Raw genomic sequence first — 25,608 nt, forward strand, 5'->3', positions numbered from 1 at the left:
CCATCCTGAATCAACGACGCTATGGATTATTGTCCAATTTTTGCAGAGTGCTGGCTAGCCTCATTGGACAGTTAGTTTCATATATGACGATTTCACGAAAAAAACGGGTTCCGAAGCAAAGTCTGATGTCCAAGTCAAGATTATATCCAGTACATGGACAAATACACTGTCGTCTCGGTATCCGGCAACACCTGCGAGGTCAGGAAAAACAGCGAAACGGCCACCACGTCCATGAGCAAGCAGGATTTCCTCAGGCTCCTATCCGCAAAAGAGCAGTTAGCCAGATACTTCAGCGGATCGTACTATTCAGTATCGGCGCACTATGAAAAAGATGAGAGCTACGGTTCCCTGAGATATTTCGAAGGCGAAGTCCGCACCGACAGATACGGTTTCATGGACGAATTCGACATCGACATGTTCATAGATTCCCACAACATCCTCGAAACCGTTGATATCGAAGATTTCGGGATCTGGAGCCTCAGGACCAACCTTCCCTTCATCAATTTCTGATCCAAACAGCTGGATTGCGGACCGTTCGCGATCCGGCCCCTTCCTCTTCTGAAATATCGTCCGCGAATCGACTGGCTGCCATCAATGTTTTTATCGGCAGAGCACATCGTCCAGCCATGTGGCAATGGATGGCGGCTGCTTTCATTGGGATGGCGCTGTTGCTGGCCGTCTGCATTGGCCGCAGACGCGGAGCCGTCGAAGACAATGCTCTGATCTCTCTGCTCGGAGTGATCTCAGGAATGGTTGCGTGCATCATTCTGGCTTCGTTCGGCGGATTCATCTATCCGTTCGGAGCGTTCGGGATCCATCTGTCCATCCCTTTTCTCGGAGCCGTCGCCATAATAGAGTCCGTCCGGTCCAGAAGCGAGCATTGGCCCTTGGTAGCCGTAGCCGGATGCGTATCGATAACAGCCATAGCGCTGATATACTCAGGGCATGCGGGCCTGTATGTGGGAACCCTCATCTCGATGGCCGCCGTGACGGTAGCGCTGGTGCTCTCCGATCTCGGGGACTTCATAATCAAGCCCAAACAGAGCATCCCGCTGAATGCGCTCGCAGTTCTCGCGGCCGCCATCGGGATTGCGCTCCTATGGCTCGGGATCATAGGCACCTCAACTCTCCTGACGGATTATCTGGACGTCCTCAACATCGCATCAGGAATCTTCTTCGCGGCCGCGGAACTCCTGGCGTGCGTCTCAGCGTTCCGTTGCGGAGGGCATAAGACAGCCGCATCTTCGGCTTTGGCTATGTCTCTGCTGGCAGGAGCCGTCTGCGTATTCTCGTTCATCGCTATGGGAGACCTGATCTATTGAATCAGACCGTTGCGAAAGCGTTGATTTCTCTGGTGCTGATCGCTTCCATTGCTGCGGCCCTCATAACTTCCGAGCATCCGGAACCGGAGCACGATGAGAGCTTCCCCTGCCTGAGCATAGACACCAGAGGCGTAGCCATCGAGACCAAAGACGCATACATCCGCTGCACGGTCGACGCGGAATCCGGACAGGGAGACATCTCCCATGCGGAAGCGGGCATCAAGGGCCGCGGGAATTCGACCTGGGAACAGCCCAAGAAACCGTATGCCGTCAAGTTCAGCGAAAAGACCTCTCTCTTCGGGAACGGTCCCTCCAAAACATGGGTCCTTCTGGCGGATTACTTGGACAAAAGCATGCTCAGGAACAGAATGTCCCAATCGGTAGCGGAAACTCTGGGCGTGGATTCCCTTTCGTCGCAATACGTCAGCCTATACCTCAACGGCGAATATATGGGGCTTTATCTGCTCATCGAGAAGATCGGACTGGATGACGCAGACGAATCGGGTTTCATATTGGAGATGGACTCGCATGCAGCCTCGGAAGGCACCGAGGGTATTGATTACTTCTCGGTCAACGGAAAGGACTATGGGATCAAGGATTTGGATTGCACTCCGGAGCGGACCGCCGAGATAAAGGGATTCATGGAAGCCATATGGGATGCCATCGATTCGGACGAATGGTCTCGGGTTCAGGAGATGCTGGACCCGGAATCTTTCGCGGCGACGTACATTGTTGAAGAACTGTTCCACGATGCCGACGTCAACCTCTCCAGCTTCTACTTCCATTTGGGCGAGGACGGGAGATTATGCAGCGGGCCGATATGGGACTTCGACCTTTGCGCCGGCAATTACAACACGATGCATGCCAATGACCCGGAGTTCATGTACGTCGCCCTGATGAGCGATTGGTACTCATCCCTTCTGGGATACGATGAGTTCCGCGCCTTGGTATCGGAGATGCTGAAGGATAAGGGGCAGTACATCAGATCGGCGATAAACGAGACAGTAGCATATGCGATCCAGCATGACGGCGATTTCCTGAAGAACTACGGGAAATGGTCCACCTTAGACCGGCATGTTGATATGAATCCGCTGGCGCTCATGGCCTTGGACACTTGGAAAGAACACGTTGATCTTCTGGCCGCCTGGCTGGAAAGAAGCCTGGAATCCATGCTGAAGGAATACTGCGGATGACAGTGTCAAAATCTAATAGAAAATCTTATATAAAATGAATATATCCAAGGTTTCGGCAAGACGGCCATAGCGGCGGGGAAACACCCGGTCCCATCCCGAACCCGGCAGTAAAGTCCGCCCGCGTACCTGTCTGTACTGTATTGCGCAAGCGTACGGGAACTCAAGCACGCTGTCTGCCACTTCTTCATTCTATTCTGTCAGATTGCTTGCTGCGAACATCCCATCTCCAAAACAGAAATAAATGGTCAACGTTCATAACAGCGCAGAAAGGGACGGAACATGTCGGCGATACTCGTGACCGGAGGATGCGGATACATAGGATCCCATTGCGCATTGTCCCTTTTTGACAGCGGATACGACGTCATCATTCTGGACGACTTCTCAACAGGTTCGCCTTCCATCGGGAAATCACTTGAATCCTCTTCCGAACGCATTAGAATCGCCGAAGGGAGCCTTCTCATCCCCGCGGACATAGACCAGATCTTCGATAACGGAGATATCGGCGCCGTAATCCATCTGGCCGGCTCCTCCCAAGTCGCCGAATCCGTGTCCGACCCCGGAAAATACTATCGCAACAACGTCGTAGGGACGGTGAACCTTCTGGAATCCATGAGACTCCATGGGATAGGAAAAATCGTGTTCTCGTCCTCAGCCGCGGTCTACGGCGAGCCGGAATACGTCCCGATCGACGAGTCTCATCCCCTGAATCCCATAAACCCCTACGGAATGAGCAAGCTTATCGTAGAGCGCATCCTGGAAGACTATGATCGGGCTTATGGGATGAAAAGCGTCCGTCTCAGATACTTCAACGCAGCCGGAGCCGATTCGAAAGGGCGGGCGGGCGAATGCCATGAGCCGGAGACCCACCTCATACCGTGCATAATAAGGTCTGTTTTGGATGGGAACTCGAAATTCAGCCTTTTCGGCGACGATTATGACACCAGAGATGGCACCTGCGTCAGGGATTACGTCAACGTGGAGGATCTGGCGGAAGCCCATCTGCTGGCTCTGCGTCATTTGGATGCCGGAGGTGAATCCGGAAGCTTCAATCTGGGGACGAGCAGCGGCAGCACGGTCAAAGAAGTCCTGGCCGCCTGCGAAAAAACTATGGGAAAGCCCGTCCCGACAGAAATCAGAAGCCGCCGCCAGGGTGATCCGGCAATCCTGATAGCGGACAACAGGAAAGCGAGGGAAATCCTTGGCTGGGAGCCGAAGAGAACCCTCGAAGACAGCGTCCGTACGGCTTATGCCTGGGAGCTGAGAAGAAGGGGGCTCACATCGTCCCCATGAATTTGATGACGCCTTTGTAGTAATCGCCCTCTTTCATCGGCTCGATCCAGGCGGCCATCTGTTCCTTCGTGACGTAGCCCTTTCTGAGGGCTTCGATCTCCGGGCAGAGGATCTTCGTCTCCCTCCTGACATCCATGTCCTTGATGTAATTGGCGGAATCCAGAAGGGAATCGAACGTCCCTGCGTCCATCCAGACGGTGTCGTCGCTGACCGTCTTCACCTTCAGCCTCCCCTCCCTGAGATACATCAGATTGAGGTCGGTGATCTCCAGCTCCCCGCGGGCGGAAGGCTTCAGAGTCTTCGCTTTCTCCACCGCATCCCCGGGCAGGAAATACAGGCCTATGACGGCATAATTGGACTTGGGATTCTTGGGCTTCTCCTCCAGGGAGATGACATTCCCGCCGCGATCGAACTCCGCCACACCGAACCTCTCCGGATCGGGGACCCAATGGGCGAATACGGTGGCGTTCGAGACGTCTTTCGATGCCTCCTCCATGAGCCTGTCCAGATCCTCCCCGTGGAATATGTTGTCCCCGAGTATCAGGACGCAGGGGCCCCCGTCGGTGAACTTCTCTCCGATGATGAACGCGTCGGCTATCCCGCGCTGCACCTGCTGGACCTCGTAGGTTATCCTGACGCCGAACTGGGAGCCGTCCCTAAGCGTCCTCTCGAAGTTCAGCCTGTCTCTCTCGTTGGTGATTATCAGTATGTCCCTGATTCCGGCGGACATCAGGGTGAACAGAGGGTAGTACACCATCGGGCGGTCATAAACCGGGAGAAGTATCTTTGATATCGGGAACGTGGAAGGGTAAAGCCTGGTCCCCGCCCCTGCGGCGAGGATTATGCCCTTGGTTATCTTGGACGGAGGCATATGCCGTTATTAGGGACGGTGCTATAAATGGTTCGTGGATCGACGGCGCCCGATGATATCGGATGCCTCCATGAGGAACTCTCTGGAGCGCCTCTCCGCGGCAGCTTTGTCCTTCGATTCAGAATATACCCTGAACTTAGGCTCCGTCCCCGATGGGCGCATCAGGACCCAGCCATCGTCATAGTCTATCCTGAGGCCGTCGGTAAGGTTCGCTCTCTCGCCTTCGTGGCGCCTGGCTATATCGTTTATGACAAGGGATTTCAGATCGTCGGGACATTGCACGGCAGCTTTGATCGTGAAATATTTGGGCAAAGAATCCACCTGGGAATCCAAAGACCCATCCTTTGCCACAGCCTCCAGCATCTTGGCTATGGCCATCGCCCCGTCGCGGCAATACTGGTGGTCGGCGAATATCAGACCTCCGTTCTCCTCGCCGCCGAAGACCGCACCGTCGGCCATCATCTCGCGTGCGACTATAGGGGATCCGACGGCGGTATAGACGATTTCGCCGCCCGCAGACACCACGGATTCCTCGATCACGCGCGACGCGGCCACGGTGGTCACGACTTTGCCGCCCCCGTTCTTAGATATGGCAGAGCGCCCCAATATTGCCAGAGACTGGTCTCCGGGGACATATCTTCCGGAGCCTGTGACGAAGACGCACCGATCAGCGTCCCCGTCGTGGGCCATGCCGAGATCGCATCCGGATTCTGCGGTGAGCCTCTTCAGATCGGCCAGATTGTCCTCGGTGGGCTCCGAATAATGGCCTGGGAACCTCCCATCTGGGGAGGCGTTTATGGTCAGCGCCTTCACGCCGAGCTTCTTCATCAGCAGAGGGGAAGTCAGCGAAGCGGCCCCGTTGGAGCAGTCCAGGCACACCTTCAGCCCGGCTTCCCTTATGAGTCCAGCATCGACTTTGGAGACGACCGCGTCTATATAGGCCTCTCCCGCATCGGAAATGCGCGTGATCGAACCGACTCCGTCCCACCCAGGGCATTCCAGATCCATTTCGTAAGCGCTCTCTATGGCGGCCTCCTCCTCATGGGAGCATTCGGTGCCATCGGACGATACGCATTTGATGCCGTTGAACTCCGGAGGGTTGTGGGAGGCGGTGATCATCACGCCCGCAGCGACATTCGGATGGGTTCTGACGTAATACTGCAGCGCCGGAGTCGGGACCATGCCCAGATCCATTATGTCTATGCCCATCGACAGAAGACCGGATTCCACGGCGCAGACGACCATGTCCGAGGACGTGCGGGTATCCTTGGCAATAGCTATGACGCCAGGCCCCAGCACTTCCGCTATGGCTTTGCCCACTTTCAAGGCGAGCTCCGGAGTCATATACCCGTTGACTATCCCGCGTATGCCGTTCGTCCCGAACATCTTCATGGTCATACGGAAAAACAACGCCGTAGATAAATGATGACGAAGAAGAGCCTCATGCTTGTCCGTCCCCTATCCCTGCGGATCGTCTCAGTTTGTTCGGAAGGACAATTTTTTTTACCAATCATTAATGCCGTTTCCAGGGACGATTTGTATTGTTCACCCGCTGGAAAAAGATTTGAAAAGAGTTTTAAAACGCATTTATTTCCATTAATGCGGTCTGAAATCGACGGTGAAGCCAGGAAAGGTTGTGTCAGCACGCCGACCTCGTTTTATTTGGTCTTCCGATTTATCTGTCCCTTTGTCCTTATCATCTGTAATTGTAGTAGAGAATAATGTCACTGGTGATTGGCCCAAAAATAACCTCAGTGTTAGCTAAATCGATAACGTTGAGGGTCAGAGTGGATCCACTAAAGGTAGTGGTGACGGGAGCATAGCTGTACTTTCCGTACTCTTCGAAGGCGAATCCCATCTTCTTTCCGACGTTGTCTCCGTAGGCCTGGATGACCTGGTTGAAGTCATCGCCGTAGTTGACATCGAAGGAGAGGTTGTATCCGGGATCGCCCTGGAGCCACAGCAAGACGTGCTGCTTGATGTGATCGAACTTGAACTCGATGGTATTAACAATCTTGCTTCCGGTGGGGTTGGCCTGGACGGTGATGGTGTACTCCTCGGCGGAGATCAGGACGTATCCTTCGAATGCTTCGGGAGCAGCGGGAACCCCTTTAGAGGGGTATCCAGGATAATCCATGTAATTGTAGGTGAATGCGGAGCCGTAATCCCGAGCAAAGGAAATGCCTGGAACGATTTCCTGTCCTTCGCAGGTGAAGATGACGTTTACTGCGTACTTCAATGGAGCCCTATCAAAATATGCATAGATAACCAAATTCTTGGTGACGGTTTCAGGGACATTGACCCAGCCTACAAAGCCATAGGCATAATCTCCTAACGTTGATACTGTTGGAGTGGCAGTTATAGTTCCATACTTCCCTATCGAAATGGCATTGCCATCGATAGTGAGCTCAGTGCCATGTTCAACGGTGATAGAAGCCCTATTGACAGACCCATATTTTTCTGGATACGCAACAAAACTTACAGTGTGACGATTTGCATATCCAGAATCATAATTGTAGTAGAGAATAACGTTCTCAGTAATTGGCCCATAGATGATCTCTGTATTGGCGGCGTCGATAACATTGAGGGTCAGAGTAGATCCATTGTGAGTTACAGTAGAAGGGGCATAACTATAAGTTCCGTACTCTTCAAAGGCGATTCCTATTTTCTTTCCGATGTTATCTCCGTAAGCAGCAATGACCTGGTTGAAGCAGTCGCCATAATTGACATCGAAGGAGAGATTGTATCCGGAATCCCCCTGTAGCCATAACATGACATGCTGCTTGGCATGATCAAACTTGAACTCGATGATGTTCACGATCTTGCTTCCATAGGGCTTGACCTGGACGGTGATGGTGTATTCCTCATCGGAGATCAACACGTATCCCTTGAACGCTTCGGGCGCGGCAGGAACTCCTTGGGATTGATCCCCCGGATAGTCCATGTAATTGTATGTGTATTTGGAGCCGTAATACTGGGAAGTGGTAATGCTGGGAACTATTTCCTGTTCGTTGCAGGTAAATTTCACGGTCACATCATATTTGTTCAGCTTCCAATGTGCATACAGAATCGTATCCGAATCTATGGAAGTGGTGCTGAAATCAAACTTGTCGCCCCCATAAGGTTCTGTGTACCATCCTTTGAAAGTATACCCCTCTCTTGAGGGAGACCCGGGATCGGCGGCGTTCTCCCCGGATATGACGGTCTGAGCATAAGACACCGGAGATCCTCCGTTGGCATCGAATTTTACCGTGTATGTGATGACCGGAGGCACATCGGTGATGGTGATGGCCAATTCCTTGCTGGCGGGCATGTCGCTGGCTTTTACTGTCCCATACAGAGGGACGATCAGATTCTTTTCGGAAGTGATCCCGTTTATCGTCTGGGTTGAATCGCCATAGACCACGGATGCGACGACATCGCCGGCAAAGATTCTCTTCCCGAGGCCGACATCGATTTTCGCGAGATGCTTCTTTATCATGAGGGAATCTAGCCCGTTTATCTTGCCGTTCCTGTCGGCGTCGGCATTCTGCATTACTATGGGAATGTCCCACTTGGCGAGATATTTCTTCAGAGCGAGCGAGTCTAGCCCGTTGATTTTGCTGTTTCCGTCGACATCGCCCAGTATTCCTCCGCCGGAAGCTATCGCGGAAGACTTGACATTGCATCCTATCTCATCCCCGCTGACATTGAAAACGATTATATCGCTGAGAAGCAGGGCAATCTGGTTGCTTTCCATATCGGTTTTGATGTCGAATCCGAGCGCCAGCAGCACTCCGTTTTTGCTGACATCCTCGAATCCGGAAGCTTCCCCGTATATTCCGTAAGTTCCGTTGTTATCTGCGCCCGCTGTCATCTCGAGTATGCTGCCGGAGACGATGCTGTTTTGATTGAGCGACATCGCTTCAGAAGGATAATTGAGGGTCATCTCGATGGACCAAATACCAGGGTTATTCTCCAGGGACACTTCGACTGCGGCGTAATTTCCGCTCAATGTATTGCTGACATTGATCTGGAAATCCGATGACGCATCAGATTCTCCCATTGACGAGACTGCCGCTATGGAAACCACCGCGACAAGGACCAGCAGAAATGCTGCTGACAGATTCAGATGTTCATTCTCCCCTCCCTCTTGCATTTTTCCGCGGGAAAGCGGGCGGAAGAATCCGGCCATTGTTTTTGACATGATCATCAGCTCCGATTCAGATGCTTCCCCGATATTATACCCAGAGAAGCGTCAGTAACAACCGTTGTATGGGAAAGTGAGAATAAATACTGTAGTCCAACCGAACTGGCCCCGATATTTCGCTTCTTCGATTGCGGGAATCCCGTTTCACGTCGTAACCAGCTATCGCAAAATCAGACCTGGCTCATAGCCTTAGCCTGACCAAAAAATCTCATCCGGACGGATTGACGGCCAGATGTTAAAGCGGGGGATAAGTCCCCCGCAAACAGTTTCAGAATTCCTCGGAGAGCTTCACGAGCTTGTTCCATCTCTTGTCGACTTCGTCCTGGATGGACTCGACGACAGGCTCCCACCTGTCCTGCAGAAGGTGCTTGAACCTGCCCTGGGACTTGATCCACTCGATGACCGGCTTCTTCTCCGCCTTGCCATCGGCGATCCTGGCGCTCTCTGCCGTGAGGGTGTAGGCGCCGTTGACAACTTCGTACAGAGGCCAGACGCAGGTCTCCACACCGAGCTTGGCCATGGCGATGGTGTCCTCGGACGCGAACCTCCAGCCTCTGGGGCAGGGGGAGAGCGCGTTGATGAAGCTCGGGCCGTCCGCGGCGAATCCCTTGGAGGCCTTGGTCACGGTGTCCCTCCAGTTGTGGGGAGATACCTGAGCCACGTAGGGTATATTGTGGGCGACCAGGATCGCAGTCAGGTCCTTGGGGAACTCCTTCTTTCCGTAGGCCATGGATCCGGCCCAGGAAGTGGTGGTGGAAGCTCCCATCCCGGTAGCGGAGGACCTCTGGATGCCTGTGTTCATGTAAGCCTCGTTGTTCAGGCAGACGTACATCATCTTGTGGCCCCTCTCCATGGCGCCGGAAAGCGCCTGAAGGCCGATGTCGTATGTGGCCCCGTCTCCGGCGAAGTTGACGAACTTCAGGTTCTCGCCGATCTTGCCCTTCTTCTTGAGCGCGGTATAGGCCGTCTCGACTCCGGCGCAGGTGGCCGCCCCGTTCCCGAACGCGGTGTGGATGTACGGGACATTCCACGAGGTGTAAGGGAAGATGGTAGTGGAAACTTCGAAGCATCCGGTGGATCCGGAAACGACGATGGGATCCTCGGTTCCCATGAGGATCTGCTTCGCAATGATGGACTCGGCGCATCCCGCGCAGAGCCTGTGCCCGCTGACGAGCCTTTCCGGCCTCTGCGTGAGGTCTTTGAGAGACAGAGAAGTCATATCTTCACCCCCAGATAGGTAATCTTGGAAGCGGTCCCGGCGGAGACCTCCTCCATTATCTTCTTGAATCCGCCCACGGTGGCGTCCGCACCTCCGAGGCCGTATATGACGTTGAACATCTTCGGCAGCCTGTCCAGATCGGAGCAGGCCGCGGCTATCTCGGGGAACATCGGTCCGTATGCGCCTATGCTGAGATGCTTGTCGAAGACGACCACGGACTTCTTGCCGGCCAGGGCCTTCGCGATCGCGGCGGCGGGCCAGGGCCTGAACACGCGGGGCATGAGGGCTCCCGCCTTGATGCCGGCGTCTCTGAGCTGGTCGATGGTCTCCTTCATGGTTCCGAAGGAAGATCCCAGAACGACAGCCACGATCTCCGCGTCGTCGCAGCGGTACTCATCCAGGAGATGGTATTCCCTTCCGGTGAGCTTCCTGAACTCCGCGAACACATCCTCCGCGACTTCCAAAGCCTTCTCCATCGCGATGACGGACTGGACTTTGTGTGGATAGTAGAAATCGGGCCCGTCCATGTTGCCGTGGGAGACTGGGTGCTTCACATCGAGCAGAGGGTAAAGCGGCTTGAAGTCGCCGACGAACTTCTTGACGTCGGCGGTGTCCACCATGGTCATCCTCTCGATGGCGTGGGTCAGTATGAAACCGTCCAGATTGACCATGCAGGGCAGCTGGACGTCATGGTGCTCAGCTATCCTCGGAGCGATGATCGAAAGGTCGTAGGCCTGCTGGACGTTCTCGGAGAACAGCATGACCCATCCGCAGTCGCGGGCGGACATCGCGTCTCCGTGGTCGTTGTTGATGTTGATAGGCCCGCTGACGGTCCTGTTGGCGACGGCCATGATAAGAGGCGTCCTCATCGCGGCGGTGATGGGGAGCATCTCCCACATGTACGCGAGGCCCTGGGACGCGGTGGCGGTGAAGGTCCTCGCTCCGGCGGATTCGGATGCGGTGCACAGAGTGAGGGCAGAGTGCTCGGACTCCACGCACACGAATTCGGTGGTGACCTCTCCGTTCGCCACATACTCGGCGAATTTCTCGACTATGATGGTCTGAGGCGTAATCGGATACGCCGCGCACATGTCAGGATCGATCTGCTTCCAGGCGAGAGCGACTGCGTTGTCTCCATTTATCGCTATGTCCATTGCCATCTTCACTCCTCCTTCATGGTTATGGCCTTCTTGGGGCAGACCTTGGAGCAGATTCCGCACCCTTTGCAGTGCGTGAGCTTGATTCCGGACATCTTGTTGTCCCTGAACACGATGCTGTTGTCGGGGCAGTATATCCAGCAGGTCATGCAGTCGATGCACTTGTCCTGGTCGACCACCGGGACGAAGCTTCTCCAGTCCCCGGTGTAGAATTGCTCGGAGGATCCGGGCTTGATTATGCGCCCTCCGACGACGAGGTCGCTTGGGTTGGCCATCACCATCGCTGCACCTCCTTGTATCCCCTCTTGAGGGCGGAAAGGTTCTTCACTATGACTTTGTCGGAAAGCTTGCCTGTGAATTTGGTCGTGATCTGATCCTCCAGCTTGTCGTACGGGATTATCGGGCAGACCTTGTCCAGAGCGCCGAGCATTACGGTGTTGACGGTAGGCTTTCCGATCTCCTCGATGGCGATCTTGTTGGCGTCCAGAGTGTGGCACTCCACATCCACGCCGAGGGCTGCCTCGAGCTCCTTGGGGGAGCCGCCGTAGTTCGCGAGGATGATGGAATTCTTCTTGATCCCCTTGGCCACGTCGACTTTCCCGACGAGGGTCCCGTCCATGATGATGACGATGTCTGGCTCGTAAACCTGGCTGTGGACCCTTATCGGCTTCTCGGAGATCCTGGTGAATCCCCTGATGGGGGCTCCCATCCTCTCTGGGCCGAATTCCGGGAACGCTTTGACGTATTTTCCGGCGGCGATGGCGGTTTCGGCGAGAATCTCGTTCGCTGTGACGAGACCTTGGCCTCCTCTCCCATGCCAACATATCTCCATGTCCATGAGTACCACTCTTGTCAGACGGATATGATGGATATATTTTAAACCCTTTGCGCATGATTTCGGTTGTCCTGCAATTTACGGATTCTATTCGACGAAAAAAGTTTTGATTATGACTTAACTCTACGATTTTCGTATTATCTATTATTGATATCGTAGCAATGTGGCATCAAATCGACAGACGCCCCGGAAGGCCCGCCGGCGCACGGTCCGGAGACATCGGAACATCATCAGAAAATCGGTAAGCTTCACGCACTTTATGCCGTCCATATCAGCATCCAGATGGGAATTCTCCAAGACTACCACGAATTTTGGGTGGCTATCCCGCACCTTTCTGAGGCTCCCGAACTCTCTGTCGACAACCTTTTCATCCGCAAGCCTGGTCGTCGCTTGGATATAGACAGAATCGGAGCCTTTCCTGCATATGAAGTCGATCTCCTTTCCCAGGCAGTCTCCTATCCAAACGTCGTAGCCCCTCGACCTCATATGCAGAAAAATAATGTTTTCCACGTATCCCTGGATGTCGTCCGGCCGAAATCCGCAGACGACATTCTTGATCCCGACATCGGCAGGGTAATACTTGTAGGCGGAAGTCAGAATCCTCTTTCCTTTGACATCGTACGCTTCTGCCTTGTATATCAGGCATGCGGATTCCAGATGGGATACGTAAGAATACACCAGATCCTTGGACAGCTTCCCCTCGGTCGAAGACAACGCCGCATGGATGCTGTTTATCGAGACTCTGCTGCCCATAGTGTCGCACAAGAACCTCAGAATCTTCTCCAACAGATCTGGCCTCCTTATGTCGTAGCGCGATACGATGTCGCGCATAAGGATGGAATCCACGATGCCTTTGACCTCCGAGAGCGCTTCAGATTCTGAGTATTCATTTTTCCATACGGATGGGAATCCCCCGACCCGAAGAAACCTATCCAACACGGCGTAGGCGCCAGGATTCTGGCGATCCCCTGCGAATTCGATGCATTCCGGGAAGGTCAGCGTGAACATTTCCATCATGTTGTACCTTCCGGTCAGAAGCGTGGCAAACTCTCCCGACAAAAGCTTGGAGTTGGAACCGGAAATGAAAATATCGCAATTCTGCTCTGCAATCAGAGATCTGACGACACCCTGCCATTCCTTGACATCTTGTATCTCATCTATCACTATCGTCCGATAGCCATCATCTATCGCAGAGCGGATGCGGCGATAAAGAGAATCTGGATCCCTGAGGGCTCTATTCTCCCACAGCTCCATGTCGATGCGCAAAACCTTCCCTTCGACGATGCCATCGAGCCCGCGGAGAAACGTGGATTTCCCGGATCTCCTGATTCCCGAGACGATTTTAGCGTTCCCATTTCCGACGAACGGCCGCATGCGCCCAAGATATGCTTTGCGCTCGACATATTCCATGTTTCTGTTATACCCGTAAATAGTATAAATTTATATTGATAATTTCTGTTATAATACTAAAAATACTCTAAAATTTCCTTATATTTCTGTTATACCAGGAAATATCAGGATTCCGTCGTCGGCTCTGCCTGTCCCTGCCTATCAGAGTCACCGAGATGCCGCCCATCTCCTCGTCATAGCCGACCCTCGCCCTCATGCCGAAGACTTTGCGTATCATCTCGGGGGTTATGACCTCTTCCGCGGTGCCCATGGACTCGATGACGCCGCCTTTCATCACGATGATCCGGTCGCAATACCTCGCGGCCAGCTGCAGATCGTGGGTCACGATGACCACCAGCATCCCGCGCTCCGACGCTATCTCCCTGCAGAGGTCCATGAGATCGAACTGATGATTGATGTCCAGATGGAGCGTGGGCTCGTCCAGGAGAAGTATCTCCGGCTCCTGAGCCAAAGCCTGGGCGATCATGACCCTCCTCCATTCGCCTCCTGATAGTTCATCGACTCCGCGGGCGCTGAACTCCAGGACTCCGACGGATTCCATCGCGGAGCATATCACTTCGATCTCGGATTCGGAGCCTTCGTCGAGAATCCCTGAGCGGGAATACCTGCCCATCCTGACCACCTCCATGACGGTGAACGGGAAGTTCATGGAAGAGTTCTGTTCCACCACGGCCATCACCCTGGAGCGGTCGCGGTCGGATAGGTTGCGGACGTCGATCTCCCCGAGGAATCCGGCTATGTCCTGGGACAGATCGGTCAGAACCACCTTCCCTCTGTCGGGGCTGTACTCAGATCTGATGCAATTCAGCAGAGTGGTCTTTCCCGATCCGTTCTGGCCCAATATGCCGAGGACCTCGCCTTTGGAAGCTCCGAATGTGATCCCGTCCAATATCCTCCTTTTGCCGTGCGAGAATCCGACACCGTCCACTTCCATATTGGCCATGTCAGCTCCTCCAGACCTCGTTCTTCCTGGAGCGGAGAATCCATAGGAAGAATGGGGCTCCGATCACAGAGGTCACCGTTCCCACAGGGAGCTCGTATGGAGGCATGGCCCCGCGGGCGAACGTATCCACGAGCATCAGGAAGACGGCCCCGCCCAGCAGGCATATCGGCACCAGCCTCCTGTGGTCCGGCCCGACGAGCGTCCTGAAGATGTGCGGTACGATGAGCCCGACGAACCCTATCACGCCGCAGAAGGACACGCAGGTGGCCACAAGCACGGACGACCCTATCAGAACCATCAGACGCACCCTTCTGACGTTCACGCCCAGAGCCTTCGCTTTGGATTCTCCGGCGGTCATGAGATTTAGCGCGCGGGCGTTGAAAGCCACCAGCGCTATGCCTAAGATAATTGGCGGAAGCATGATCCTCAAGTCGCTCCAGCTCCTGCCGTCGAAGCTTCCGAGCATCCAGAACACGATTGAGGTTACGGTGTCGGCGTCGGAGAAGAACTCTATCATCGATGTGAATCCGCTGAACAGAGCGCTCACCGCCATCCCGGCCAGGAGGAGCATCGTGGTCTGCACCCCGCCAGCTTTCTTGTAGGCGAGCCCGTACACGAGCAGCATCGTGGCCATCGCCATCCCGAATGCGCAGAGCATCGTCCCGAATGACGAGAGGATGATAGCGGAACCGTAAGCAATGTGAAACGCCGCCCCGAAGGACGCTCCGGAGGATATCCCGAGCACCGACGGGGAGGCCATCGGGTTGCGGAACAGGGCCTGCATGGCCAGACCGCTCAGCGACAGCGCGGCTCCCACAAGAGCGGCGCAGGCCACCCTGGGGGCGCGGATATCGCAGACGATCATCTCATCGGCCCAGTTCGCATTTCCGGTCAGGGCGGCCCACACATCCGCGAGAGGCATGCGGACCGACCCTATGGTAATGCAGAGGACGTAGCCCAGAGCAAGAGCCGCGGTCAGAACCAAGACCGCGAGAAGAGACCTGCGCCTCCTCTTGCCGTCCAGCTCCACTGCCCTCTTTCTCAGCGCGTCCTCTGCCATTTCAAGAACCTTCAGGCGGCCCTCATCTTCTCGTCCATCGACCTGGTGTCAGCCTTGTAGAATCCGATGACGTCGGGCTGGGCTTTGATCACGTCCTCGTCGGACATCTTGCTGCCCATGAGGCTTCCGTCGAAGACGTTGTCCATCTTCAGGACGGACGCGAATATGCCGCCCATGAGCGTGTTGGATCCCACAGAGTTGCCGTTGGCCATCTCGACGAAGAAGGTCTTCGGCCTGTAGGAGTCGTCGATGGTCTTCTGCATCATGTAGATCTTCGCCAGGATCCCGTCCATCATGGAGTCGGTGCTCTCGTACCCTATGACCTTGCCGAGCATCTCGATGGTGGAAAGCACCATGGCCGGAGAGTTGGAGAGCAGGTAGATGAACTGGATGTTGGAGGCGTTCGATTCGATGGTGGTGTTGGTGCCCCACCAGGACGAGGTGTTGGTGGATCTGATGTTGTACTCGGACATGAGCACGATCAGCTTCTCGCTGGAGGGGAAGCTGCCGCAGTATCCGAGGAGATCCTCCTTGCCGGTCCCGATGACCTTGACGGAATCGGGGACATCCAAGCCGTATTTGCTGATCACTCCGCTCTTCACGGAGCTGGGCATGGCATCGATGAGGTTCCATAGCGCGGCGTACGCATTGGGGGTGTTCCCGGAGTGGGCGGTCTCGCCGTAATAGTCGCACAGGATCATGTATATCGTGTCGACATAGGCATCGGTGTAGCACAGGACCTTGGTGGGGGTGAACCTTATGACCTTGTCGGCGTAAGCCTCGGATGTCCCGACGCTGGTGTTGTCGAAGGTCTTCACGGTGAGAGTGCCGTCCCCGTTTTTCGTGACGTACGGGTTGTACGGGTACAGGTATTCAGCGGGGATAGACTCGCGGGTTATGCCGGAGCAGTCGGGGAGCTTCCCGTAAACGGTCTCGAAGACTTCCTGGGCGATGTCCATGAAGGCGGGAGTGCAGTTGGAGTAGTTGCCGTCGACGGTGACGACAGCAGGGTCCCATCTGTAGTATCCCTTCAAGCTGGAATCATGGGCGGCGAATTTGGTGGTGTATTTGTCGCCGGTGTAGTAGTAACCTCCCTGAGTCCTGACGTCGACATCGGTGACGGTGAAGTTGTCATACCAATACTGGAGGGAATCCTGTCCCTGCCTCAGGGTGAACAGCTCGGGATAAATCATGTGGGCGGACATCATGAGGGACGCGAATCCGGAGTATCCGTCGAAGATGTACGAAGAGCTGAGGACTCCGCCGTTGTTGTAGGCCTTGGTGCCCTTGAAGTACTCTACGCTGTTCTCGAAACGCTTGTTGTACTCGCCCTGGGTGTAGAACTGCTCTCCGGGTATGGATGAGGTCTGGAATCCGGTGTAGACTTCCATGTCGAATATCAGATCGAAGTCCTGGGACAGAATCCATTCCTGGGTCCTGTTGGGGGTGGTGCTGGTCTCGCTGTTGTCGGTGTACAGGTCGGCGAACATCGAGAGGAGCTGGTAGCTTCCGTCGGTGTTGGCGCAGTTGACGAGGATACCTCCGTATCTGGAGATGTATCCGTCGTTGTCCTCGTACATCCTGGTGACGAGCATCTTGGGCTTCTCGGAGTTCTTGACGGTGCTGAGGCCCTCCTTCACGGTGTCGATGATTCCGAGGACATACTCCTCGTATTTCTGGGCCCTCTCCTCGGCGTCCATCAGAATACCGAGAGTCAGAGCGGACGACACGCATGACGCGCCTCCGATTCCGAGTGTGATGACGGGGACGTTCGGGAGATAGGTGTTGGCAACCTCGGTGACGGTTCCCTTGTACGGGGATCCGATGATGAGATCGACTCCGGCCTGGGCGTATCCCTCGCAGAACTCCTCGGTAAGCTTGCTGCTTCCGGTTGTACCGTAGCTGTAGGTGATGTTGGAGAGGTCATACTGGTTGGACCTAGCTTGGGTGACCGATGCGTTGGCGGCGACGACGTCGTCCCAGTGGCCGACAAGATCGATGAGCTGGGCCTGCTGCCAATAGGTCACACCGATCTTCTTTCCGGTGACGGGGAAGTCGATGGACTGGACCTCTTTGTAGTAGTTCTCATACCAGACGGTACCGCGGCTCTTGCTGATGATCATGTTTACCTGGGCGATGTCCTTCGAATCGATGACACCGTCGTAATTAGCGTCCGCGTAAGGGTTGATGGACTTATTGAAAGTGATCTTCTTATCGATTATGTTCTGGATGAACTCGACGTCTTTGGAATCGATGCGGTCATCGTTGTTGGCGTTTCCGTACACTCTGGCGACGGTATCGACCTCGAACACGTAGCCCTCGTTGAGGACTTTGTCGTCGGTGGGGGATTTGACGGTCACGTTGCAAGCGGCCATGAAACCGGAATCCTCTGTGGTGGCCAATATCAAGGCCGTTCCGGGGGACACTCCGGTGACCTTCCCGCTGGACACGGTGGCGACGGAAGTGTTGCTGCTGGTCCAGACGACGCTCTTGTTCGCGGCATTCGACGGGGAGACAGTGGCGGCAAGAGTCACGGACTCGCCCTGGAAGACGGTAGCCTGTTCCTTATCCAAGCTTACGCCGGTGACTTTCACGACGTTCGACGTTACGGTGACTTCGCACTGGGACGTGAAGCCCCCGTCATCGGTGGTCACGGTTATGATTGCCGTTCCGGGGGACACTGCGGTGACCTTCCCGTTGGATACGGTGGCGACGGAAGTGTTGCTGGTGGCCCATTTGACGCCCTTGTCGGTGGCGTTGGAAGGCACGACCGTAGCGGCAAGAGTCACGGACTCGCCCTGGCTCAGAGAAGCCTGCGTCTTGTCGAGAGTTACTCCGGTAACCTTCACTGCGTTCTGGGTGACGGTGACTGTGCATGTCGCTTTGTAACCCCCATCGTTGGTGGTCACAGTGATGACGGCAGCCCCAGGAGACACTGCGGTGACCTTCCCGCTGGATACGGTGGCCACAGACGCGTTGCTGGTGGACCATGCGACGGATTTGTCCTTCGCATCTGTGGGTTTGACAGTTGCGTTGAGCGTGATGTTGGTTCCCACGACCAACGAGGCCTCGGTTCTGTCAAGGCTCACGCTCTGGACCTTGACTGTATCGTCGCCGCCATTCCCATTGTTTGTGAGAATGAAAGCTGCGGCAGCGATAGCGATTATCGCCACGATTATTGCCGCGACGATTGCTATATTCTTACTGCTCATTAAATCACTTGGATAATGAATCCAGTAAAGAATCAGGTTTATCGTATAAAATTGGAGCAGAGACTGGAATTACGCTTGTATATGTTATTTACTCCAACTACACCAGATTCAGCTAACGATGACAGACAACGGAATATGAATTGTTTATCAACTGGATAATGCATCCATACAACGATGTCGTCCAGAGGGATGGAAGGTATCGAACAATCTGTGGACAGATGGATATCCCGGCGCGAAACCGACGGATCCGACCGCCACATGGCCGAGTACAACCGCTATATCGGAAAGAAACTGCTGTTCATAGCGATATGCATAGCGGCGGCGATATTGGCCGCCGGATACGATCTTACGATAGGCCCCTACGACATCAGCATCTGGGAGACTTACAAAGTCATCATCGACCATATCCTCGGCAATCCCGTGGAGTACAGCGACGACCTGGTGATCTGGACCATGAGGCTTCCTCGCATCGTCACCGGAGTTATCGCCGGATTCGGGTTGGCCATCGCAGGAGTAGTGATGCAGACCATCCTGCGCAACCCATTGGCCGATCCGTATACCACCGGAGTCTCCTCAGGCGCATCCTTCGGGGCCTCTCTGGCCATAGGGTTCGGACTGTCGGTGGCCGGCGGAGGGAGCCTCGGAATAGTGGCCAACGCATTCGCCTTCTCGCTCATACCGATGGCCGTCATTATCTTCGTCTCTAAGATGCGCGGAGCGTCCCCTGCCACCATGGTGATGGCTGGGATCGCGGTCATGTACATTTTCAACGCCATGACGACGATGATCAAACTGTGGGTGGACGCCGACACCCTGGCCAACATTTTCGCGTGGAGCGTCGGAACTCTGGATGTGAAAGGCTGGAGCCACATAGCCACGATGTTCGCGTTCACATTCGTCTCGGGAATCCTGCTTATGATTATGTCCCGCCGCCTGAACGTTCTGTCCACAGGTGACGAATCCGCCCGCTCGATAGGGATAAACGCCAACCGCCTGAGGCTGATATCTCTGTTCGTGGTGTCGATGCTCACTGCGGGAATCGTGAGTTTCACCGGCCTCATAGGATTCGTCGGGCTCGTCTGCCCGCACATAGCAAGGATGGTCGTCGGATCGGACGTGAAATACCTCCTCCCCGCTTCGGGATTCTTCGGCTCCGCGCTTCTCATCGTCGCAGACATAGTCGGCAGGAGCGTCTTCGAAGGGAGCGCGCTGCAGGTCGGAGTTGTGACCGCATTCATCGGCGGTCCGATGTTCCTGTGGCTCATCATCAGGCAGAAGAAGGAGACGTGGTGAAATGTCTGAACCTCTGATAGAAGTCGAAGGGCTGACGTTCGGGTACGGCGAGCGCACGATACTCCATGACATCTCCTTCAGAATTGATAATCCCGGATTCTATTGCATAATAGGCCCCAACGGCGTCGGGAAATCGACACTCATCAAATGCATAACCGGCCACATAAAGCCCGATTCCGGGTCCGTGAGGATATCCGGGAAAGACGTCCGCGGATACAAGCTGGACGAGCTCGCGAAGATCGTAGGGTACGTCCCGGTCATGAACGCGGATTTCAATGTGATGACCGTCCTGGACACCGTTCTGATAGGCAGATACGCCCATCAGAAATGGAGGACCACGTCCGAAGATCTGGCCGTGGCGCATGGGGCGCTGGAATGCATGGAGATAGGGGACCTGGCAATGAGATATTTCAGCGAGCTCTCCGCCGGGCAGAGGCAGAAAGTTTCGTTGGCCAGAGGTTTGGTGCAGGAACCGACGATATTGATACTGGATGAGCCCACCTCCAATCTTGACGTCCGCCATCAGATGTATGTGTCGGCTTTCCTCAGGATGCTGTCCAAGAAAACCGGGATGACGGTGCTCATGATAAGCCACGACCTGAATCTGGCAGCCAAATTCTCTGACGAAGTCCTGGTCATGGAACCTCCAGGGAAATTATATGGCATGGGCAGCCCCTCAGAAATCGTAACCGCTGAAATGATCGAGAGAGTCTACGACGTGCCGTGCGAAATCATCGACGACCACGGATCGCCGCATGTCATCCTTCAACTATGAGGCTTCCAACATAGAACCTCTTGATCGGCCATACGACCAATAAGAGGCATACGAAACGCCGACGAAAATGCATCATCTCATTCGATGCAACTATTCCAGAATCAGGCATAGTAATCTCTACAGGATGGCCCACGGGTTCGCTTCTTGATTTATAGTGCAATTATTGCACCAATGCTTCTGTATTTTGCGCCATAAATTGCACAGATCATAGAAACGTTGCACCATAAATGCAAGAAAGAAAAGCTTAACTTTGAATCAAAATCATTTGTAATGAATGCCTGGGGAATTCTGGAGTGCGTATTTCCCCCTTTGCGAACACGCTCGAACACGCTATAGCATCGGAAATCTGCGAAAAAAAAAGGCTTTTTAGAAGCGGCAGATAAGAAATAGGTCAAGCTATTTCGCCGACAACTGTTAAGACTGATTATCCTGTTGCGGTGTTCGGATGCCTTCTGACGAATCAATCGAAAAACCGGCCGCGCCGAAGAGGAAGAAGACCCCTACGGCGGAGCAGATGGCCGCCAAGCAGCAAGAGATCTCCGTCACGGAGTTCTTCGAGAAGAACAAGCAGATCCTCGGGTTCGATTCCCGCTCCAAATCGCTTCTCATGGGGATCAAAGAGGCCGTGGACAACTCCCTCGATGCCTGCGAGGAAGCCAATATCCTTCCGGACATAGAGGTCTGCATAGACAAGTTCGGCGACGAGGATTACCACATTTCCGTCGAGGATAACGGCCCCGGAATCGTGCACAGGATGATACCGAACGTCTTCGGCCGCCTTCTGTACGGATCCAGATTCCACGCCCTGAGGCAATCCAGAGGGCAGCAGGGAATCGGGATATCCGCGACCGTCATGTACGGAAACATCACGACTGGGAAGCCCGCCCATGTCCAATCCAAGATCGAGGGCGAGGACGAGGTCGCCTCCGGGATGGACATCGTCATAGACACGAAGACCAACCGCCCCATCGTCTCCAACGACAAGCCGTTCGACTGGAAAGGCAAGGAGCATGGTACCAAAATCGAATACACGATCAAAGGGCGCTACATAACCGGGAAGCAGTCCGTGTTCGAATACCTGAAGGACACCGCGATAGTCAACCCGCACGCGGAGATCGTGTTCCGCGACCCGGACGGGAAGAAGTACACGTTCGAGAGGGCCACGGACATCATGCCTCCCCGTCCCAAAGAGATCAAGCCCCACCCCGAAGGGATGGAGATCGGAGACCTCCTGAAATATTCCTCGGCATCCGCCCAGAAGACCGTATCCGCCTTCCTGAAGAACGATTTCTCCAGGATAACTGACAGGATCGCCAAAGAGATCGTCCAGAAATCCGGGGTCGACGGTGACAAGAAACCCTCCGCCATAACCCGCGAGGACGCCATCGCCATACTGGCCGCCATCGCCGACGTGAAGATAATGGCGCCTCCTACGGATTGCCTGTCGCCTATCGGAGACACCCTGATCAAGAAAGGTCTGATGCACGTCTTGGACGGCCTCCGGCCAGAGTATTATGCCACCCCCGTGACCCGCTCCCCCAAAGCCGTGAACGGCAACCCGTTCGTCGTGGAGGCCGGGATAGTCTACGGCGGCGACATCCCATCGGACAGCCAGGTCCAGATCCTCAGGTTCGCCAACAGGGTCCCGCTCCTGTACCAGCAGGGCGCGTGCGCCATAACTAAAGCCATCTCCGAGATGGATTGGAGGAGATATGGGCTGGAGCAGAGGGGAGGGAAAGGCATACCGTTCGGGCCGGCCATCATCCTTGTCCATGTGGCATCCACGAAGGTCCCGTTCACCTCCGAAGGCAAGGAAGCCGTCGCCAGTTTCCCCGAGCTGCAGAGCGAGATCGGCCTCGCCCTGAGGCTGTGCGCCAGGAATCTCAAGAGCCATCTGAACAAGATGGAGCGCAAGAAGAAGACCCACGCCAAATTCGAGATCGTCCAGGAGATCCTTCCGGACATGGCGAAGAAGGCCGCCGACCACCTCGGGAAGCCCGTGCCCAACTTGGACAGGACCATCACCCGCATCATGAACGTCGTTTGGGTGGAGCCGTCGATGAAGAAGGAATCCAAGAAGCGCTCCATTACCTACACAGTTTACAATTACACCAGCACGGTCCGCACCTTCAGGCTCCACGCTCAGCTCCCGAAGGAATCGCTGAAAGACCTTTCGATCTATACATCGCCTTATTTCCTGGACATTAACGATGAAGGCAAGGCCAACTGGGAGATACGCGACATCCAGCCGTCCGCGCACGTGGAAGTTTCGTTCGACCTGGTCGGAGACATGGCGGACACGTTCGACCCCGATGACATCTACTTCTCCGGCCTCAACCCGGTGATGGTCATGGGCGCGGAGATGCTCCCCGGGGACTGGGGAATCAAAGGCATGGAGATTATCGAATCGGCGGACGATTACGTCGTGGACGACGAAGAGGAGAAGGAAGAGGAGGAAGAAGACCTTGACGACGAATGAAAGGCAGCAGAAAGCGCTGGAAAGCCTCACCGACGTGGTCGAGGGCATCTACGACCAGCTTGACGGCGGGGAGATACCCTCTATGGAGCTTCCCCTCAGATCGAAGAAGAACATAGAATTCGACACCCAGCACAACGTCTGGACCTACGGGGACATAAAGACGTCGCGCACCGCGAAGACCGTGAACGGCGCCGTGATGATGCTGAGGACTGTGTACACCTCGGACTTCATCAACGACATGATCCGCGACAGCAAATCCTCCACCTTAAGGGAGATGTACTACATCTCTGAGGGATGGAACAACGCAAAATTCCACAGCCAGGACGAGAGCAACCTTCTTGCCGAAGATCTGGAAACTATCACCGGATGCATGAGGGAGGATTTCAAGCTCCGCCCGGAGGAATCCGGCGCCCACGTCTACGGGGACCTCAACTTCACCACCATGACCAAGAAAGGCATGAAGACGATGAACTGCATCGACGACGTCTCCGAGGCCGGATTCGCCGTCCCGTACAAAGTCGAGGAAGATACGTTCCAGATCGATCCCGGGAACACGAAGTTCATCATGGCGATAGAGACAGGAGGTATGTACGCCAGGCTGATCGAGAACGGGTTCCCGGAGAAGTATGGGTGCACTCTCGTCCACCTGTCCGGACAGCCCGCCAGATCCACCAGAAGGCTGATAAAGAGGCTGAACGAGGAATACAACCTTCCTGTGACCGTGTTCACCGACGGCGACCCGTGGTCGTTCAGGATCTTCGCCTCGGTGGCTTATGGGGCCATCAAGACTGCGCACATATCCGAGTACCTCGCCACGCCCACTGCCCAGTTCATAGGCGTCACCGCTTCGGACATCCTGAACTACGACCTCCCCACGGACAAGCTCAACGACAAGGATATCGGGGCGCTCAACGCCGAGCTCAGCGACCCTAGGTTCGCGGACGAATTCTGGGTCACGGAGATCCAGGCGATGCTGGAGATGAAAAAGAAATCTGAGCAGCAGGCGCTGGCCAAATACGGCCTGGACTACGTCACGGACACGTACCTTCCTGAGAAGCTCACCGACATGGGCATCCTGTGATCCAAAAGGCCGGTGTCTACGCGAATGCCGTATGGCACTGAGGAAAACGTTTTGCGCCCCGCATATCCGCAGAGGGATGCGGGGGGACCTTTCCTTTTTATAAGGCTCCGTGCGGGCTCACTTGATCCTGAACTTCTTGGCCCTCTCGGATAGGCTGACTAGCTCCTCATGGGACAGTTCCGGCAGACGCTCGAGCTCGTCAAGGAATTCTGTGGCGCTCTCATGGGCCCTCAGCTTCATGATCTCGACATAGAATCCAGCGATGACACCTGTGAAGATGGCCACGACCGCTATGGAGTATATCGAAAGAATGACGGTGAGGACCCTGCCCAGATTGGAATCCACCAGCAGGTCGCCGTACCCTATAGTCGTCGCCGTCTCGAAGGTGAACCAGAGCGCATCGGAGAGGTCTTTGATGTCCGGGTCGCAGAGCCAGATGATCAGGGAGAACACCACGTAGACGATCAGATACGTCAGCAGAATGAGATGGAAATTGATCGACAGAAGGCTCTTCAGGAGCATCCGTCCCTGTTTTACCGTCGTGCTGAGCAGCCTCAGGGCCATGCTATAGCATCATCGTATCGGCTGATAATCATGGCGGTGCCCTCCAGAACCTGAGCGGGGGCGAAATAAGCCATTTTCGTTCACCCGTCAATTCATTTTATATACGGATTGGATTTGAAAGAACCGTTAGCATGTCTGCCGCCAAAAAGCCCGACACAGAGGCCGACAACGATGCCATATTCGTCAGAGGCCATACCCTCGACAGGCAGCAGACCGCAGTCGTCAGAGACGAATCGTTCACCCAGCTTGTCGTCGCCGGAGCCGGCACAGGCAAGACCACCACCCTCATCGGGAAAGTGAAGTATCTGGTGGAGCACGACCGCGTGGAGCCCGGACGGATCCTTATGATCTCGCTGACCAACAACTCCGTCGCCGACCTCAGGAAAGCGGTCGAGAAAGAGTTCGGCCCGGGATTCGGGGCGGATATCATGACGATCCACGCCTTAGGCAACCGCATCCTCCGCAAGAAGCCCTGCGTCGGAACACAGAAAGCGAAGCTTATCGGCGGCATATGCGACGAGCTGGTCCAGACGGACAGGAAAAGCGCCGAAGCGATGATGTCTTACATCGACGGGCTCCGCAAGACATCTTACTCCTATCTGTCGTACAACGGCAAGAGCATCGGCAACAAAGGGCTCAGAGCCGTGGCCGATGCCCTGTTCAAATGCGGCATCGACTGCGATTACACCCGGCCGGTCTAGTCCGAGACCGACAG

At 55.0% G+C, this 25,608-nt stretch carries 21 protein-coding genes and 1 rRNA gene; 10 read left to right on the forward strand and 12 right to left on the reverse strand.

The window, feature by feature from the left end:
- Positions 1–153: 153 nt before the first annotated feature.
- The 5 genes from IKP20_07640 to galE all read left to right on the forward strand — a co-directional run bounded on the left by IKP20_07640 (position 154) and on the right by galE (position 3,805).
- Positions 154–510 carry a hypothetical protein gene (locus tag IKP20_07640; protein MBR4504824.1) on the forward strand — a complete coding sequence of 119 codons (357 nt, stop codon included), beginning with the start codon at positions 154–156 and terminating at the stop codon, positions 508–510.
- Positions 511–626: 116 nt separating this feature from the next.
- Positions 627–1,322, forward strand: a complete 696-nt coding sequence (locus tag IKP20_07645) for a hypothetical protein (protein ID MBR4504825.1) — start codon at positions 627–629, stop codon at positions 1,320–1,322.
- Complete coding sequence (locus IKP20_07650; protein MBR4504826.1) at positions 1,319–2,515, forward strand: CotH kinase family protein; 1,197 nt, start codon at positions 1,319–1,321, stop codon at positions 2,513–2,515. Before IKP20_07645 ends, IKP20_07650 begins: the two co-directional genes overlap by 4 nt.
- A gap of 56 nt (positions 2,516–2,571) precedes the next feature.
- A 5S ribosomal RNA gene (gene rrf / locus IKP20_07655) occupies positions 2,572–2,693 on the forward strand.
- A gap of 101 nt (positions 2,694–2,794) precedes the next feature.
- Positions 2,795–3,805, forward strand: coding sequence for a UDP-glucose 4-epimerase GalE (gene galE, locus IKP20_07660; protein MBR4504827.1), 1,011 nt, complete (start codon positions 2,795–2,797; stop codon positions 3,803–3,805).
- On the opposite strand, the gene rfbA is transcribed toward galE, so the two are convergent.
- From rfbA to IKP20_07715, 11 genes are all read right to left on the reverse strand, one after another.
- A complete protein-coding gene (gene rfbA, locus IKP20_07665; GenBank protein ID MBR4504828.1) occupies positions 3,789–4,676 on the reverse strand; it encodes a glucose-1-phosphate thymidylyltransferase RfbA in 888 nt (295 codons plus the stop codon). The genes galE and rfbA overlap by 17 nt on opposite strands.
- A gap of 21 nt (positions 4,677–4,697) precedes the next feature.
- Entirely contained in the window at positions 4,698–6,074 is a 1,377-nt protein-coding gene (glmM, locus tag IKP20_07670) for a phosphoglucosamine mutase (protein MBR4504829.1), read from the reverse strand.
- Positions 6,075–6,372: 298 nt separating this feature from the next.
- Positions 6,373–8,862: an InlB B-repeat-containing protein gene (locus tag IKP20_07675; protein ID MBR4504830.1), complete on the reverse strand. Its 2,490-nt coding sequence runs from the start codon at positions 8,860–8,862 to the stop codon at positions 6,373–6,375.
- Positions 8,863–9,133: 271 nt separating this feature from the next.
- A complete protein-coding gene (locus tag IKP20_07680) occupies positions 9,134–10,084 on the reverse strand; it encodes a pyruvate ferredoxin oxidoreductase (protein ID MBR4504831.1) in 951 nt (316 codons plus the stop codon).
- Positions 10,081–11,244: a pyruvate ferredoxin oxidoreductase gene (porA, locus tag IKP20_07685; protein MBR4504832.1), complete on the reverse strand. Its 1,164-nt coding sequence runs from the start codon at positions 11,242–11,244 to the stop codon at positions 10,081–10,083. The genes IKP20_07680 and porA overlap by 4 nt, the downstream gene beginning before the upstream one ends.
- 2 nt (positions 11,245–11,246) lie before the next feature.
- A complete protein-coding gene (locus IKP20_07690) occupies positions 11,247–11,522 on the reverse strand; it encodes a 4Fe-4S binding protein (GenBank protein MBR4504833.1) in 276 nt (91 codons plus the stop codon).
- Positions 11,516–12,079, reverse strand: a complete 564-nt coding sequence (locus IKP20_07695) for a 2-oxoacid:acceptor oxidoreductase family protein (protein MBR4504834.1) — start codon at positions 12,077–12,079, stop codon at positions 11,516–11,518. Before IKP20_07695 ends, IKP20_07690 begins: the two co-directional genes overlap by 7 nt.
- Before the next feature lie 141 nt (positions 12,080–12,220).
- On the reverse strand, positions 12,221–13,486 hold the full coding sequence (locus IKP20_07700) for an ATP-binding protein (GenBank protein MBR4504835.1): 1,266 nt from the start codon (positions 13,484–13,486) through the stop codon (positions 12,221–12,223).
- A gap of 67 nt (positions 13,487–13,553) precedes the next feature.
- Positions 13,554–14,429 (reverse strand): ABC transporter ATP-binding protein, encoded by an 876-nt coding sequence (locus IKP20_07705; protein MBR4504836.1) that lies wholly within the window; start codon positions 14,427–14,429, stop codon positions 13,554–13,556.
- Position 14,430: 1 nt separating this feature from the next.
- Positions 14,431–15,489, reverse strand: a complete 1,059-nt coding sequence (locus tag IKP20_07710; GenBank protein MBR4504837.1) for an iron ABC transporter permease — start codon at positions 15,487–15,489, stop codon at positions 14,431–14,433.
- A gap of 11 nt (positions 15,490–15,500) precedes the next feature.
- Positions 15,501–18,701, reverse strand: a complete 3,201-nt coding sequence (locus IKP20_07715) for an Ig-like domain-containing protein (GenBank protein MBR4504838.1) — start codon at positions 18,699–18,701, stop codon at positions 15,501–15,503.
- 174 nt (positions 18,702–18,875) lie between these two features.
- Here IKP20_07715 and IKP20_07720 point away from each other — a divergent pair, with 174 nt between their 5' ends.
- The 4 genes from IKP20_07720 to IKP20_07735 all read left to right on the forward strand — a co-directional run bounded on the left by IKP20_07720 (position 18,876) and on the right by IKP20_07735 (position 24,329).
- Positions 18,876–19,994 carry an iron ABC transporter permease gene (locus IKP20_07720; GenBank protein MBR4504839.1) on the forward strand — a complete coding sequence of 373 codons (1,119 nt, stop codon included), beginning with the start codon at positions 18,876–18,878 and terminating at the stop codon, positions 19,992–19,994.
- Position 19,995: 1 nt separating this feature from the next.
- Positions 19,996–20,769 (forward strand): ABC transporter ATP-binding protein, encoded by a 774-nt coding sequence (locus IKP20_07725; protein MBR4504840.1) that lies wholly within the window; start codon positions 19,996–19,998, stop codon positions 20,767–20,769.
- A gap of 445 nt (positions 20,770–21,214) precedes the next feature.
- Entirely contained in the window at positions 21,215–23,248 is a 2,034-nt protein-coding gene (locus IKP20_07730; GenBank protein ID MBR4504841.1) for a DNA topoisomerase VI subunit B, read from the forward strand.
- Positions 23,235–24,329 (forward strand): DNA topoisomerase IV subunit A, encoded by a 1,095-nt coding sequence (locus tag IKP20_07735; protein MBR4504842.1) that lies wholly within the window; start codon positions 23,235–23,237, stop codon positions 24,327–24,329. Before IKP20_07730 ends, IKP20_07735 begins: the two co-directional genes overlap by 14 nt.
- Positions 24,330–24,446: 117 nt before the next feature.
- On the opposite strand, the gene IKP20_07740 is transcribed toward IKP20_07735, so the two are convergent.
- Complete coding sequence (locus IKP20_07740) at positions 24,447–24,893, reverse strand: two pore domain potassium channel family protein (protein ID MBR4504843.1); 447 nt, start codon at positions 24,891–24,893, stop codon at positions 24,447–24,449.
- Positions 24,894–25,024: 131 nt separating this feature from the next.
- Between IKP20_07740 and IKP20_07745 the strand changes: the two genes are divergently transcribed.
- Complete coding sequence (locus IKP20_07745; GenBank protein ID MBR4504844.1) at positions 25,025–25,594, forward strand: UvrD-helicase domain-containing protein; 570 nt, start codon at positions 25,025–25,027, stop codon at positions 25,592–25,594.
- Positions 25,595–25,608: the final 14 nt, after the last annotated feature.

It is taken from the genome of Candidatus Methanomethylophilaceae archaeon (assembly GCA_017524805.1).
GTDB lineage: Archaea > Thermoplasmatota > Thermoplasmata > Methanomassiliicoccales > Methanomethylophilaceae > Methanoprimaticola.